The sequence below is a fragment of the Streptomyces sp. NPDC048461 genome (assembly GCF_055587105.1).
Window position 1 is genome coordinate 67,131 of record NZ_JBVJGW010000025.1, and the last position, 13,982, is coordinate 81,112.

14 protein-coding genes and 1 tRNA gene are annotated in these 13,982 nt (G+C 73.8%); 4 read left to right on the forward strand and 11 right to left on the reverse strand.

Features of this window, described 5'->3' with window-relative positions; all coding sequences use genetic code 11:
- Positions 1 to 158: 158 nt before the first annotated feature.
- The gene (locus tag ACZ6S8_RS31800; protein WP_469460894.1) at positions 159 to 1,217 is read left to right on the forward strand and encodes a helix-turn-helix transcriptional regulator; all 1,059 of its coding nucleotides are present in this window, start codon (positions 159 to 161) and stop codon (positions 1,215 to 1,217) included.
- A gap of 219 nt (positions 1,218 to 1,436) precedes the next feature.
- Entirely contained in the window at positions 1,437 to 1,949 is a 513-nt protein-coding gene (locus ACZ6S8_RS31805) for a hypothetical protein (RefSeq protein WP_469460895.1), read from the forward strand.
- Between the two features lie 88 nt (positions 1,950 to 2,037).
- On the opposite strand, the gene ACZ6S8_RS31810 is transcribed toward ACZ6S8_RS31805, so the two are convergent.
- The 3 genes from ACZ6S8_RS31810 to ACZ6S8_RS31820 all read right to left on the reverse strand — a co-directional run bounded on the left by ACZ6S8_RS31810 (position 2,038) and on the right by ACZ6S8_RS31820 (position 3,994).
- A complete protein-coding gene (locus ACZ6S8_RS31810) occupies positions 2,038 to 2,274 on the reverse strand; it encodes a hypothetical protein (RefSeq protein WP_469460896.1) in 237 nt (78 codons plus the stop codon).
- A 326-nt stretch (positions 2,275 to 2,600) separates the two neighbouring features.
- The gene (locus ACZ6S8_RS31815) at positions 2,601 to 3,017 is read right to left on the reverse strand and encodes an ATP-binding protein (RefSeq protein WP_469460897.1); all 417 of its coding nucleotides are present in this window, start codon (positions 3,015 to 3,017) and stop codon (positions 2,601 to 2,603) included.
- A gap of 92 nt (positions 3,018 to 3,109) precedes the next feature.
- Positions 3,110 to 3,994, reverse strand: coding sequence for a SigB/SigF/SigG family RNA polymerase sigma factor (locus ACZ6S8_RS31820; RefSeq protein ID WP_469460898.1), 885 nt, complete (start codon positions 3,992 to 3,994; stop codon positions 3,110 to 3,112).
- Positions 3,995 to 4,353: 359 nt separating this feature from the next.
- On the opposite strand from ACZ6S8_RS31820, the gene ACZ6S8_RS31825 reads away from it, so the two are divergent.
- Positions 4,354 to 5,160: a polysaccharide deacetylase family protein gene (locus tag ACZ6S8_RS31825; protein WP_469460899.1), complete on the forward strand. Its 807-nt coding sequence runs from the start codon at positions 4,354 to 4,356 to the stop codon at positions 5,158 to 5,160.
- Positions 5,161 to 5,211: 51 nt separating this feature from the next.
- Here the strand turns inward: ACZ6S8_RS31825 and cpt are convergent, their stop codons facing one another.
- The 3 genes from cpt to ACZ6S8_RS31840 form a co-directional block, all read right to left on the reverse strand.
- A complete protein-coding gene (gene cpt / locus ACZ6S8_RS31830; RefSeq protein WP_469460900.1) occupies positions 5,212 to 5,748 on the reverse strand; it encodes a chloramphenicol phosphotransferase CPT in 537 nt (178 codons plus the stop codon).
- Positions 5,749 to 5,864: 116 nt separating this feature from the next.
- A tRNA-Met gene (locus ACZ6S8_RS31835) sits at positions 5,865 to 5,938 on the reverse strand.
- A 53-nt stretch (positions 5,939 to 5,991) separates the two neighbouring features.
- Positions 5,992 to 7,296 (reverse strand): MFS transporter, encoded by a 1,305-nt coding sequence (locus ACZ6S8_RS31840; protein WP_469460901.1) that lies wholly within the window; start codon positions 7,294 to 7,296, stop codon positions 5,992 to 5,994.
- A 115-nt stretch (positions 7,297 to 7,411) separates the two neighbouring features.
- Between ACZ6S8_RS31840 and ACZ6S8_RS31845 the strand changes: the two genes are divergently transcribed.
- Positions 7,412 to 8,467 (forward strand): AI-2E family transporter, encoded by a 1,056-nt coding sequence (locus tag ACZ6S8_RS31845; protein ID WP_469460902.1) that lies wholly within the window; start codon positions 7,412 to 7,414, stop codon positions 8,465 to 8,467.
- A 228-nt stretch (positions 8,468 to 8,695) separates the two neighbouring features.
- Here the strand turns inward: ACZ6S8_RS31845 and ACZ6S8_RS31850 are convergent, their stop codons facing one another.
- The 5 genes from ACZ6S8_RS31850 to ACZ6S8_RS31870 form a co-directional block, all read right to left on the reverse strand.
- Positions 8,696 to 10,609: a glycoside hydrolase family 15 protein gene (locus ACZ6S8_RS31850; RefSeq protein WP_469460903.1), complete on the reverse strand. Its 1,914-nt coding sequence runs from the start codon at positions 10,607 to 10,609 to the stop codon at positions 8,696 to 8,698.
- Positions 10,610 to 10,772: 163 nt separating this feature from the next.
- On the reverse strand, positions 10,773 to 11,222 hold the full coding sequence (locus ACZ6S8_RS31855; protein WP_469460904.1) for a DUF7144 family membrane protein: 450 nt from the start codon (positions 11,220 to 11,222) through the stop codon (positions 10,773 to 10,775).
- A gap of 236 nt (positions 11,223 to 11,458) precedes the next feature.
- A complete protein-coding gene (locus ACZ6S8_RS31860; RefSeq protein ID WP_469460905.1) occupies positions 11,459 to 12,154 on the reverse strand; it encodes an AMP-binding protein in 696 nt (231 codons plus the stop codon).
- A gap of 25 nt (positions 12,155 to 12,179) precedes the next feature.
- Complete coding sequence (locus tag ACZ6S8_RS31865; protein ID WP_469460906.1) at positions 12,180 to 12,860, reverse strand: AMP-binding protein; 681 nt, start codon at positions 12,858 to 12,860, stop codon at positions 12,180 to 12,182.
- Positions 12,861 to 13,322: 462 nt separating this feature from the next.
- Complete coding sequence (locus ACZ6S8_RS31870; RefSeq protein WP_469460907.1) at positions 13,323 to 13,823, reverse strand: hypothetical protein; 501 nt, start codon at positions 13,821 to 13,823, stop codon at positions 13,323 to 13,325.
- Positions 13,824 to 13,982 lie beyond the last annotated feature (159 nt).

The following is a 13,982-nucleotide window of genomic DNA, read 5'->3' on the forward strand; positions in this document are numbered from 1 at the left end:
GCCACCGAAGGGTCCGGTACCCGGCCGTTGTTCGTCCAGAACAGACTTTCGCCTTGCTTATCCTGGCGCCAGGGGGCGGGCACCTCACCAAAGTGCCTGGCAGTAAAGCGACCGGGGGCGAAACGGGCAATGTGGGGCCAATGCTAATTTCTGATGCGGTGTCTGATCCGAACGACATCGACCTCGACGTCTACGGCTGGGTGCTCGAACACCGCACGGTGGACGTGCAGGCGGTCGCCGCCGGGACCGGGCGCGACACGGACGAGATCCGGCTCAGCGTGGAGCGCCTGCGACGCTCCCGGCTCCTTCACGTGAGCCCCGACGAGCCGACGGTGGCCTTCGCGGTCGCTCCGGACACCGCCGCCTCGCAACTGGTGGCGCCCCTGGAGGCGCAGATCCGCGAGCGGCAGCGGGCGATCAGCGGGATCCGCGAGGACATCGGGCGGTTCGTACCGCACTACGTCCAGCGCCGCTCCGCCGGGGACTCGCTGGAGGTGCTGGGCGGCCTGGAGGAGGTACGGGGAGCCCTCAACCGGGCCTCGCTCGCCTGCACCACCGAGATGCTCAGCTCCCAGCCGGGCGGGGGGAGCCGGGTCCCGGAGGCGATGCAGGAGGCGCTGCTGCGCGACGAGGCGATGCTCGAGCGCGGCATCTCGATCCGCACCCTCTACCACCACACCGCGCGCTTCAACGGCCCGAGCCAGGCCTACGTCGAGGCCGCCTCCGCGCTGGGGGCGCAGTACCGGACCGCGCACGAGCTGTTCGGCCGGCTGATCGCCTTCGACCGGGAGCTGGCGTTCATACCGGTCAACGACGGCAGCTGGGGCGCCGTGGTGATCCGGGAGCCGTCCACCGTGGCCTACCTGTGCGACATCTTCGACCAGACCTGGGACCTCGCGTCCCCCTTCTCGAACGCCGTCGGCCAAGGGCTCGAAGAGGTGGCCCGCGAGATCCACGAGACCATCATCCGGCTCCTGGCAGCCGGGCTGAAGGACGAGGCCATCGCCCGCCGCCTGGGCATGTCGCTGCGCACGGCCCGCCGCCACATCGCCGACATCATGCAGGAACTCGGCGCGGGCAGCCGCTTCCAGGCGGGCGTCGCCGCCGCGGCGCGCGGACTCCTGGACGAGGACGCCGTGGCGGAGGCCGGAGTGAAGGCAGTGCCCACGGACTCCCCGGCCCCGGCTCCGTCCCCGGACTCGCCGGCCGCGGGCTGACGCGTACGCGCGCGTGCCCCGCCCCGCCCCGTCGGTGTACGGCCGGCGGGGCGGGGGCGCCGGGTGCCGTCTGTCACGCGTTCTCGTGTCTGTTGCCCGGGCGCCGGCCTGACGCATGCTCCTTCGACGACAGCTGTGGAGCCACGGCCGCGAACGCACCCGGTGCCGGGCGGCCGGCGCGGAGCGGCGGGCCGCGGGCGGAAGCAGGAGGGGCATCGAATGGACAGGCCGGACGAAGGCTGTGAACGGGCGGCGCCGCACCTGCGCGAGGTGGTCCTGTTCCTCTCGGTCCACGTGGGCCGGGCTCCGGGCGTGCTGTGGCCCGAGCACGACCATCCGGCGTTCGGCGACGACGCCGACTGCTCTGGTCCCGGCGGCTCCGCCGCGCATGCGGCGCGGCTGGACCGGTTCACCGCCGAACTGGGCACCCTGACCGGCCTGGCCGTCCGGACGGTGAGCGTCCACGCGGAGTCGGGCGGCGCCGGGGACCCGGGCCGCCCGGTCGTGCGCGCCGGTGCGGTGTCCGACCGCGACCACCTGCTGATCCGCCAGGTGACGGGCGCCGGTACCTGGCGGCTGGCCGGATCGCGCGAGGACGGCCGGCCCGGGGCCTTCCGGTGCCGGCTGCTGCCCGGCGAGGTGCTGTACGTACCGGCGGGGTGGTCCCACCGCGCCGAGTGCACGCCGCGCGCCCGGTACGCCGTCATCGCCCTGCGGCAGCCGTCGGACTGACGGTGCGCGGCGCGGAAACGGGGGAGGGAGACCCGCGACCGCGGGTCTCCCTCTCCTGATGTCCGCCACGGCCCTCGGGCCGTCGCGGTCAGCCGCCCCAGGAGCTGTCGGTCGGGTCGCTCAGCCGGATGCCGCCGGTGCTCGTGCCGACGGTGACCACGGCGCCGGAGGGCGTGCGGATCTGGCGTACCCCGGTCGTCGTGGCGGCGCCGCTCTCGCCCGTGGTCGCCGCCGTGACGGTCCCGTCCGCGGCCTGTGCGGCGGTGGCCGGCAGCAGCAGGGCGGACGCCGTGACGGACAGGGCGATGACGAAGCGCTTCAACATGGGTTCCCCAGGGTTCAGGTGATGTGGTGCGGACGCGGACCCGGCCTTGTGGGCGATCCGCGCCGGTCGGTCGGTGCAGAAACAACCTTGCCGTGTGCCGGGGTCCCCGTGGGCGATCCGGGCGGTCATCAAGCTGCCTGGCCCGAAGGTGAGGGGCGGCACATCCGGGCAAAGCGGTGCGATCCAGGCAGAGTTGTGTGCGATATGTGTATGAGAGCGCTTTCAAAGGCCCGTCGCACGCCGGCTCGACCGCGTGGCTGCAGGATGCAGACCGCCCCGACCGGGCCCGGAAGCGAACACGGGCCGGGGCGGGGCGGGGCGCGGAGTCAGCGGGGGAGGGCGGCGATGATCGCCTTGCCCGGGCCGAACTGCGGCTGGACGACGGTCACCGACTGGGCGAGGCGCTGGACCAGGGGCCAGCCGAACCCGCCGGTCCGGCCGGAGAGGTCGGGGCTGCGGTCCTGGGGGTGGGCGGAGCTGGGGTCCTCGACGGTGACCTGGATGAGGTGGCGGTCGGCGCGCAGGTGCAGCGCCGTCACCGAACCGGCGTGACGCAGGGCGTTGGTGACGAGTTCGGACACCAGCAGCAGCACGTTCTGGACGGTCGTCTCCGGCGGGGGCGGATTCAGGTCCGCCAGGAAGCCGCACGCGGCGTCGCGCGCCTGCGCGGCGCGTTCGGGCCTGCAGGTGCACTCGAGCGGATGGTCGGTGGGAGGGCCCTCGACCAGGTTCAGGTTCTGCATGGCGTTCACCCCGTTCTGCGGCGGCCCCGTCCACGGGCCTTTCCCGCGCTGACCCCGCGGGACGGGTCCGGGAGCCGGGCTCCCGGGTGTCGTCAGTTGGTGGCGAGCATGCCCTCGCGCAGGCGGGAGAGCGTGCGGGTCAGGAGGCGGGAGACCTGCATCTGGGAGATGCCGAGGCGCTCGCCGATCTGGGCCTGCGTCATCTCCTGGCCGAAGCGCATCTGGATGATGAGCTTCTCGCGTCCCGCGAGCTGCTCCAGCAGGGGCGCGAGGCTGTGCAGGTCCTCGAAGAGCTCCATGGCCGGGTCGTCTTCGCCGAGCGTGTCGGCGAGAGCGCGCGGGGCGCTGTCGGAGGACTCGTCCTGGTCGTTGTCGAGGGACTGGCTGGAGTGGCCGTTCGCGGCGACGAGGCCTTCGATGACCTCGTCGTCGGTGAGGTTCAGGTGGGTCGCCAGCTCCCGGACCGTCGGCGCGCGGTCGAGGTCCGCGCTGAGCTCCTCCTTGCCGCGGGCCAGCTGGATGCGCAGCTCCTGGAGCCGCCGCGGGACGTGCACCGCCCAGGTCGCGTCGCGGAAGTGACGCTTGATCTCCCCGGTGATGTAGGGGAGCGCCAGGGTGGTGAACTCGTTGCCCATGGCCGGGTCGAAGCGGTCGATGGCCTTGATGAGGCCGATCGTGCCGACCTGGATCAGGTCCTCGATGTCGGTGCCGTCCGTGCGGTTGCGGAAGCGGCGCGCCGCGAACTGGACCAGCGACAGGTTCATCTCGATCAGCGTGTTGCGGACGTACTGACGCTCCGGGGTGCCTTCCTCCAGGGTGCTGAGGCGGAGGAAGAAGACCTTCGACAGGGCGCGGGCGTCGGCCGGAGCGACCTCGCGGGCGTTGTCGATGCGGGGCAGCTGCGCCGGCACCGAGGCTTCCGCCGAAACCTGCTGGGTCGTGGCGGCGGCTGTCTGCTGCGTGGCGACGATGTTCACTGTCCGCTCCCTGGCGTGATCTCGACTTCATGGCCGGTGGCATTCCCCGGTGCCGCGGCCGGTGTGGCTGCGCAGCAAGAGCATCGCTTGTCGGGAGCACACCCGTCAAGCAATACGTGAAAAACTTTTCGTGAGTCGTGTTGCGTGAAAGCTGTTTGGTGTGATGAATCCCTCCAAATGGCGCAAAACGCCTCGTCTTTGTCGACATTTACCCGTCCAGGGCAGACGTGGCACGGGATCCGCGGCCCGGGGTGACCGGGATGCCGGCCGATCGGCCGATGAGGTGCCCGTCGCGTCTTCCGTAGCCTGGATCGCGTACGTGAGACCGGGGGGCCGAGCACGAGCGGAAGAGCGCATTCATGGGCATCGTCAGCAGTTCCGGGTCCCGGCGGCGGGCAAGCGTCACCGTGGCGGCCGCCGTACTCGGCCTCCTCGCCGCGGCGGGAGCCCCGGCCCTCGCCGCGACGGACGTCCCCGCCGGCCGGAACCCCGCCCGGCCGCCCGCCGGCAGCGCCCCCGCAGGCGCCCCCGCAGCCGCAGCCGCCGCCGCGAAGGTTCCGCTCGGCATCTCCCGCCTCGCCGAGGGCCCCGGCCGCGGCATCGCGATCACGATCGACGACGGCCCGGACCCCCGCTGGACGCCGCAGGTCCTCCAGGTGCTCAAGGAGAACCACGTCAAGGCGACGTTCTGCATGATCGGGACCGAGGCGCGCGCGCACCCCGACCTCGTCCGCCAGGTCGCCGCCGCCGGGCACCGGCTGTGCGACCACTCCGTCGACCACGACGTGACGATGGACCACAAGCCCGTCGCCTACCAGAAGCAGCAGATCCTCGAGGCCAAGGACATGATCGAGAAGGCGGCCCCGGGCGTAGCCGTCGACTACTACCGGGCTCCCGGCGGCGCGTTCACGCCGGACAGCCGCGTCATAGCCGCCGCGAGCGGCATGCGGCCCCTGGGATGGAGCGTGGACCCGAAGGACTGGAGCAGGCCGGGCCTGCCGGCCATCGTGTCCGCGGTGGAGAACGGCCTGCCCCCGCAGCCGACGGTGCTCTTCCACGACGGCGGCGGTGACCGCAGCGAGACGGTCGCGGCGCTGAAGGAGTACCTCCCCTGGCTCGCCGCACGCGGCTACACCTTCACCTTCCCGGACCGCACCACCCCGTGACCCGCCGCCCCTGACCCCCCGCCCCGCAGCGTGCGTGAGGGCCCGTGGCAGTCAGGGGATGACGTGGGCGGCGATGGTGCGCGCGCTCGTCAGGGGTTCGGTGTGCGTCGTGTCGACCTCCAGGTCGTAGACGACGCCCCGGTGGACCAGGTCCGCCTGGGACGAGGCCATCCCCCGGACCCGGTCGCCCCGTGCGAGCTCGCGGCCCGCCGCCACCGCGCCGTCGCACCTGACGCCGACCCACAGCACCTCCAGCGAGCCGACGGCCTCCCGCCACCGCCGCTGGGACGCCGCCCCGCCGAGGAACACGTCGTCGACGACGATCCGGGCGCCGGCACGGGCCATCGCGGCGATACCCTCGGTCCAGGCCGCCTCCAGCGTCCGGAAGTCCGCGCCGACGCTGACCCGGCCGTCCGCCGCGATCTCGATCCCCGCGTCCGATTCCCGCATGGCCGCCGGCAGCGCGTCGACGAACGCGTCACAGCCGAACGCCAGCCACGGATCCGGCAGCACGGCCTGCAGGCACCGCACGATCCCGGACTTCCCCGAGCTGGAACCGCCGTTGAGAATGATCATCCGAGTCGTCACCGCGCCACCGTAGGGGAATCCGCCACGGCACGAAACGGATTTCTCCGGACGGCGCGGACGGGACCGGAAACGACAGGAGGGCCCGGATCCGTAAGGATCCGGGCCCTCCTGGGCAGTAGCGGGGACAGGATTTGAACCTGCGACCTCTGGGTTATGAGCCCAGCGAGCTACCGAGCTGCTCCACCCCGCGTCGGTGAACACCACCCTACGGCACCCCGCGGCGCCCGAGCGCCACCCCCCGGGTCAGGCCGCCGTGGCGCTCGGCTCGGCCCCGGCCTCCGCCCCGCGGGCCGCCCGCTGATTCAGCGCGTCCTCGTCGGCCTGCGCGTCGTACGAGATCAGCTTCGGCAGCAGCGCCGCCAGCACGGCCACCGAGGCCACACAGGCCAGGCCGCCGCTCCAGAACGCCGTACGGGTGCCCGTCCAGCCCGCCATGGCACCCGCCCGGACCTGCCCGAGCTGCGGGCCGACGCTGTACGAGAGGACCTCGATGCCGGCCAGCCGCCCGCGCAGTCCCTCCGGGATCGTCTGGTTCCAGATCGTGCTGCGCCCCAGCCCGCTCAGCATGTCGCCCGCGCCCGCCACCGCCAGGCACAGCAGCACCGGCCAGACCGTCGTGAACCAGCCCGCCGCCGCGATGGCCAGCCCCCACGCCGCGGCCCCGCACACCACCAGCAGCCCGTGCCGGCGTACCCGCGACACCCAGCCGCTCGTCAGGCCCAGCACCAGCGAGCCCACCGCACCCGCCGCGTACATCAGGCCCAGCGCCCACACGGCGTCGAGCTCGTCCGCGAGGAACGGCAGGATCGCGTTCGGGAACGCGAAGAACATCGCCGCCAGGTCGACGGCGTACGTCCCCAGCAGCACCGGACGGCTCCACGCGTAGCGCGCGCCCTCCGCGATCCCGCGCAGGGACGGACGCTCGGCGTCCTTCACCGGCGGCGCCGGGGCCAGCCGCAGGCACAGCAGCACCGAGACGAGGAACCCGGCGACGGTCACGGCGTAGGCCGAGGCGTAGCCCGCGAACGCGACGACCAGCCCGGCCAGCGCCGGACCGGCGATCGCCCCGAACTGGTAGCGCAGCCCATTGAGCGCGGCGGCCGCCGCCAGCTGGTCGTGCGGCACGATCCGCGCCATCAGCGAGTCCAGCGCCGGCCGCTGCAGACCGGTGAGCGCCGACACGCCCGCCGCGACCACGTACAACGGCCACAGCAGCGGGTCCGGCAGGAGCGCGTTCACCAGCAGCACCAGGGCGAGCACCCCGAGCCCGGCCTCGGTCAGCAGGATCAGCCGCCGCCGGTCCACGGCGTCGGCGAGCGCGCCCCCGTACAGACCGCAGACCACCAGCGGCACCAGCTCCACCGCGCCCATCGCCCCGACCGCCAGCGGCGAGTCCGTCAGGTGCTTGATCTGCAGCGGCAGCGCGATCATCGCCATGAACGAGCCGAAGAAGGTGACCGTGCCCTGGTAGAACAGCAGCCGGAAGTCCCGGCCGGAACGCCAGGGAGAGAGGTCGGGCAGTACGGCTGCCCAGCGGGAAGTGCTCACGACGGTCCATCGTCCGCGCCGGCGGACGCCCCCCGCAACGCATTTGTCCGCCCCGGACGGGCGAATCCGGCACCGGGCGCGTGCCAAGGCGGCCGCGCGGTGGCAGCCATGGGACATGCCACCGGTGTCCGCTTTCCTGCGTACGGCCGCGTCCTACGCCTGGCGCCTCCTGGTCGTGGGGGCCGCCGTCTACGCGGTCTTCGCCGTGCTCGGCCGGTTCCACGAGATCGCCGTCGCGCTCTTCCTCGGCCTGGTCGTCACGGCGCTGCTGTCCGTCCCCGTCCGGCAGCTGGAGCGCTTCATGTCCCGGCCCCCGGCCGTCGCCGTCTGCCTGATCGGCAGCGCGGTGCTGCTGCTGGGCGGGCTGGCGCTGGTCGGCGAGGCGGTGGCGGGGGAGAGCACCACCCTGGTACGGGAGTTCCGCGCGGGCCTCGACAGCATCGAGGCGTGGCTGGAGCGGCCGCCGTTCCGGCTGAACCCGGGGGCGCTGGCGGACCTCCAGACGCGCCTCGGGGAGTACCTCTCCAGCCACCGGTCCACCCTGGTCAGCACGGCGCTCAGCGGGGCCGGGCACCTGGTCGAGGTCCTGACCGTGGTCGCCCTCGCGCTCTTCTCCTCCGTGTTCTTCCTGAACGGCGGCGACCGCCAGTGGTCGTGGTTCTGCGCGCAGCTGCCCGACGCCCCGCGCGAGCGCGTCGCGGTCGCCGGGCGGGCCGCCTGGCGCACGTTCACCGGCTACACCCACGGCATCGTGCTGATCGCGGCGACGAACGCGCTCCTCGTCGGGGTGGCCCTGTACTTCCTGGGCGTCCCGCTGGCCGTTCCGCTGGCGCTGCTGGAGTTCTTCGCGGCGTTCGTCCCCCTCGTCGGCTCGCCCGTCGCGCTGGCGGTCGCCGCGGTCGTCGCGCTGGCCGCGAAGGGGCCGGTCACCGCGGCCGTGGTGGTCGCCCTGATCGTGGTCATCGGCCAGATCGAGGGACACCTGCTGCATCCGCTGGTGATGAGCTGGGCGGTCCGGCTGCACCCGCTCGTGGTGGCGGTCTCGGTCATCGCCGGGGCGATCGCGGCCGGGGTGGTGGGCGCGGTCGTCGCGGTCCCGCTGGTCTCGGTGACCTGGTCGGTGTACACGGCCCTGCGCGACGCCCGCCTCGGAACGGCCGCGGGCCCCTGACGGCCTGCGCGCCGACGGCGCCCCGGGCTCTCGTCGCCCCGGACCGCCGTCCGGGCACGACCCGGCCTGGGCCGTGTCTTTCGGATCATGGCGGGCCCGGGCTGCCCGGCACCGCGCCTCGCGGCGTTCTCGTCGGTCGCCGACACACCACGTCGGCTCCCTCCTCGGCCTTGCGATGCACGGCACCGGACAGCCCGGCCTGATCCGCCCTGATCCGAAAGGCACGGCCTAGCCGCCCCCCGGCCGTCCGGGCAGCCGGCTGTCGTCGTGGCGCGCCGCCCCGTCGAGTTCGGCGTCGAGGGCGACCGCCGCGGTGATCAGGGCGAGGTGGGTGAAGGCCTGCGGGAAGTTGCCGAGCTGCTCGCCCGTGGGGCCGATCTCCTCGGCGAAGAGCCCGACGTGGTTGGCGTAGGTGAGCATCTTGTCGAAGCCGTAGCGGGCCTGCTCGATCCGCCCCGCCCGGGCGAGGGCGTAGACGTACAGGAAGCTGCACAGGGAGAACGTGCCCTCCGCCCCCTGGAGCCCGTCGGGCGAGGCGGCCGGGTCGTAGCGGTAGACGAGGCTGTCGGAGACGAGCTCGTCCTCCATCGCGTCGAGGGTCGAGAGCCACCGCGGGTCCCGGGGTGCGATGAAACCGACGAGGGGCATCAGCAGGAGCGAGGCGTCCAGGACGTCGCTGCCGTAGTGCTGGACGAAGGCCCGCCGCTCCGCGCTCCAGCCGCGGGTCATGACCTGCTCCAGCACGGCGTCGCGGGCGGCCGTCCACCGGACCAGGTCCGCCGGCCGGGCGTTGGCCGTGGCCTGGCGGATGCCGCGGTCGAAGGCCACCCAGCACATGAGGCGGCTGTACGTGAAGTCCTTCTGGCCGCCGCGGGTCTCCCAGATGCCCTCGTCGGGGCGGTCCCAGTTGTCGCACAGCCAGTCCAGCACCTCCGCGCAGCGCACCCAGCCGTCGTACCCGATGATGTTGGCGACCTGCCCGGTCGGGGCGAGGGCGTAGACGGCCTCGCCGTAGATGTCGAGCTGGAGCTGGCCGGCCGCGCCGTTGCCCGCGCGGACCGGGGCGGAGCCCCGCCAGCCCTCCAGGTGGTCGAGGACCTCCTCGGTCAGGTACGGGTCGCCGTCCACGCGGTACATGATCTGCAGGGGCTCGCCGTTGGGGGCGCGGCCCTCCGCGAGCCGGTGCCCGAGCCAGTCGCGGAACGCGTTCGCCTCCTCGGTGAAGCCGAGGTCGCGCATGGCGCGGACCGAGAGGGAGGCGTCGCGGACCCAGGTGTAGCGGTAGTCCCAGTTGCGTTCGCCGCCCTCCTGCTCGGGAAGTCCCATGGTGGCGGCGGCGATCGGCGCGCCGGTCGGCGCGTACGTCATCAGCTTGAGGGTGATGGCGGAGCGGTTGACCATCTGCTGCCACCGCCCGCGGTACGTGCAGCGTCCGATCCAGCCGTGCCAGAAGCGGCGCACGCCGACGAACATGTCCACCATGTCGGCCATGGTCACCGGCGGCGGGGCCGCGCCACGGGCGTCACAGACCGTCAGGACCACGGCCGCGTGCTCGCCGGCCTCCAGGGCCACCGCGGCGCGCACGTCCGGGCCGTCGGTCTCCAGCGACAGCGGACCGACCGCCTGCAGGTGCGCGGTGATGCCCGGCCCCTCGAAGCGCGCGGTGGCGCCGTCCGAGGTCAGGGCGTGGGGGAGTCGGCCGTAGTCGAAGCGGGGGCGGCACTCCACGGTGAAGCGCACCGTGCCGCGGACGACCCGCATGAACCGCACGATCCGGTGCCGGTCGGTGACGGTGTGCGGATCGTGGACCGGCATGAAGTCGACGACCTCCCCGACGCCCTCGGGCGTGAGGAAGCGGGTGATGAGGATGCCGGTGTCGGCCAGGTAGAGCTGGCGCGTGGTGACGGCGGGCGGGCCGTACGCCGCGCCGGGGCCGCCGTCCGGGGCGGGGGGTGTCTCCGGGGCGTCGGCCGTGATGGCGAAGTGGCCGCCGCGCTCGTGGTCGAGGAGGCCGGCGAAGATGCTCGGCGAGTCGAAGCGGGGCGAGCAGAACCAGTCGAGCACACCGTCGGACGAGACCAGCGCACAGGTCTGGAGGTCACCGATCAGGCCGTGCTCGGCAATGGGCGGGTAGCGGCGCATCGGCCCTCCGGGGTTGGCGGCTGCTGCGGAGACCCCCAGGGCGCGGCGGGGGCCACGGCCTGGGGGCGGGTCACGCGGGGGTTCTCGTGCGCCGGGTCTCCCCGGGTCCACGACCGGGCCGCGTGTGCGGCGTACGGGGACGGCGGGGCCGTGGCTGGCTCCGTCACGCGGTGCGGGAGTCCTGGCGGATGCTGCCGGTGCACAGGGCCCAGATGACGAAGAGGCCGATGGCGATCGACACGATGGCCCAGATCGGCGTGTAGGGCAGCCACATGAAGTTCAGGATCACGCTGACCCCGGCCAGGGCCACACCCATCGCGCGGGCCCAGAGGGCTCCCTTGAAGAGGCCGGCGCCGACGATGATCAGGATGATGCCGAGGACCAGGTGGATCCAGCCCCACGCCGTCACGTCGAACTTGAAGGTGTAGTTCCCCACGCGGGAGTAGACGTCGTCCTCGGCGATCCCGGTGATGCCCTTGATCACGCCGAGTACGCCGTCCACGAGGAGCAGGACGGCGGCGAACACGGTGCCGCCGGCCGCCCAGGCACTGCCGGTGTCGTACGACCGGTGCGGGGCGGGGTTGGAGGGCTGGGGTGTCGTGTGCTGGGCCACGGGATGCTCCTTGACCTGAGGGAACGCCGCTTCAGGCGCGACTTCAGCCTTCGTCCGGGGCCGGGGGAGGGACACCGGAGCGCGGCCGTTCGGGTGAATCCGCTCCGCGGGCCCGCTCCGGATCCGTGGCGTCCGCCGGCCGGCGGGGCGCGCCCGCGGAAACACGTCCCGTACCGTCCGGGTTCTCCGCGCAGGCCCCTGACCTGCGCAATGCGGTGCCGCGCCCCTCCGGGCCGTCACGCGCTCCAGGAGGATCCGGGGGCGGCGGGCAGCGCGAGGCCGTCGAGGCGGCCGGTCACGACCAGGCCGCCGTCCGGGGTCCGCCGGGCCAGGACGCCGGTGCGGAGGTAACCGGCGGCGGTGAAGGCGCGCGCGTTGTGCTCCGGCGCCCGGTAGTAGCCCCGCGGGGTGTACGGGCCGCGGGCGAGGAGCTCGCCCGGCTCCCCGTCGGACACCTCGCGGCCGTCGGCGCCGACCAGCAGGACCTCGTCGTCGGGCGAGAGCGGTCGGCCGTGCGCGGGGGACGCGGCCCCGTCGGGACCGGCGGGCCGGGTGAGGACGAGCGGCCCCTCGGCCCCGCCCAGGACCTGCTGCGTACGACACCCCCAGGCGGCGCCGATCCGTTCGGCCGTCGCCGCTTCGGGGTCCGGGTCCGGGTACGCGGCGCCGACCTGCACGAGGCGCAGGGAGGCGCCGTCGGCCCGTACCGCGGGGGGCGCGTCCAGCCAGAGGCGGGCGACGGAGGGAGCCAGGGAGGCGACGGTGACCCCCTCCCGTGCGACGACGGGGAGGCACGCGGCCGGGTCGGGGTCCTCGACCAGGACGACGGTGCCTCCGACGGAGAGGGTGCCGACGATGCCGGGGGCGCCGAGGACGAGGTTCGACGCGGCGGGCAGCGCGGCGAGGTACACGTCGTCCCCGGTGAGCGACACCAGCTCGGCGGCGGCCCGCGCCTGGTTAGGCGTAGTCGTCGTGGGTGCGCGGGACGAGCCGGGGTGCCTCTCCGGCGCCGCCGGAGAGCAGCAGGAGCGCCACCTGCCCGGCGCTCCGCTCGGGCACCCGGTCGGGCGGGGAGTCGACGGAGTCCAGCGGGAAGTAGTGGCAGCCCGCCGGGTCGGTCGTGAAGCCGCCGTACGGGGACTCCTCGCCCGGCGCGTCGAGGGGGAACACCCGCCGCAGGAACGGGCCTTCGGCGGCGATGTCCGCGGCCATCGCCGTGTGGTCGAAGCCCCGGTACGCGGTGGGGGCGACGTAGCCGACCGCCTGGGCGAGCCGCACCAGGGGGGACACCTCGGCCGCGCGGTACGAGACCGGGCAGAGCACGGGGACGACGCCGGCGCGCATCAGCGCGAACACGGTGACGACCGACTCGGGGACGTTCGGCAACTGGACGACGACCCGCTGCCCGGGCCGCAGGCCGCGCAGCCGGAATCCGGCGGCCATGCGGTCCGCGCGCCGGTTCAGGTGCGCGTAGGTCAGGCGGGCGCCGCCGTGCACCAGCGCGGTCCGCGGCCCGTACCGCACGGCCCAGTCGCGCAACAGGTCGTCCAGCGTGTGGCCGCGCCAGTGCCCGGCCGCCCAGTAGTGGTCGACGAACTCCTCGGGCCAGGGCGTACAGCCCTCCAGCACCGCAGCCATGCGCGTCTCCCCGTCCCCCGCCGTCCCGGTCCCGGCCATCCAAGCCGCCCGCCCGGCGGGCCACCATGGGCGTGACGAACCACGGACGCCGCACTCCGTCGGCGGAAAGCCCAAGGGGCGCCGCTGACCAGGAGGTTCACCGCCTTCGGGGCCCGGCCACCGGGCGCCTCGTCCTCGGAACCCCGTGCTGGGAGACCCGTCTCGGGACCCCGTCCTCACGGCCCCGCGGCGGACGAGCACGCGCTGCCCGGAAGCGGACAGCGCGGACTCGGCCGGCGAGATCCGAACGGGACGGCCTGGGCCGTCTCTTTCGGATCTTGCCGGGCCCACGACGCCTGGCACCGCGCCTGGCCGCACTGCCGAGGCGACCACGTACGGCCCAGTACGCGAACGCCCCGACAGCACGCCCAGACACGGCACCAGACGCCGCGGGCTCGGCCGACAAGATCCGAAAGAGACGGCCTAGTACCGCAGTGCCGTGCCGGTCTCCGCCGTGACCGTGCCGGACAGCTTGTGCGTGCTGCGCGCGCTGCCCTGCCCCGTCGCGTTGCCGGGCACGTCCGAGACCGTCACCACGACCGTGTCGAGCAGGTTGCCGCTCTCGTCCTTCATGTTCACCTGCACGGCGAACGACTTCGCCGAGCCGTCGGTGTTCTTCACGGAGACGGGCACCGTCGTGAAGCCCTCCCCGTCGGTCGCGGGCGCCCCCAGGGTCACCTCCGCCTTCGCGTCCACACCGTCCTTGACCTCACCGAGCTTGTCCTTCGCCACGGCGGCGGCCGACGCCGCCGCGTCCGAGGCCTGGGACGCCGCGGACGAGACCGCCGCCCCCGCGGACTCCACGGCCGACGCGGCCTTCGAGGCAGCGGCGCCCGGATCGCCGTCACCCGAGCAGCCCGCCGCACCCAGAGCGAGCACCGCCACGGCCGCACCGGCCAGGCCACGCATCCACACCATCGCCATCACGCCTCCTGAAGTTGTTCGTTCCGTCCAGTCAAGGCCGTGACCGCCCGCACGCGGGGCACCACCCGCACGCCATCCGGGTGACGTCCCGCGCGGCCGCCGCCGGGGCCGCCCCGGGGCCCGCGGCGGCCGTCCCGGGCCGTCCCCGGGGCGTCCCGC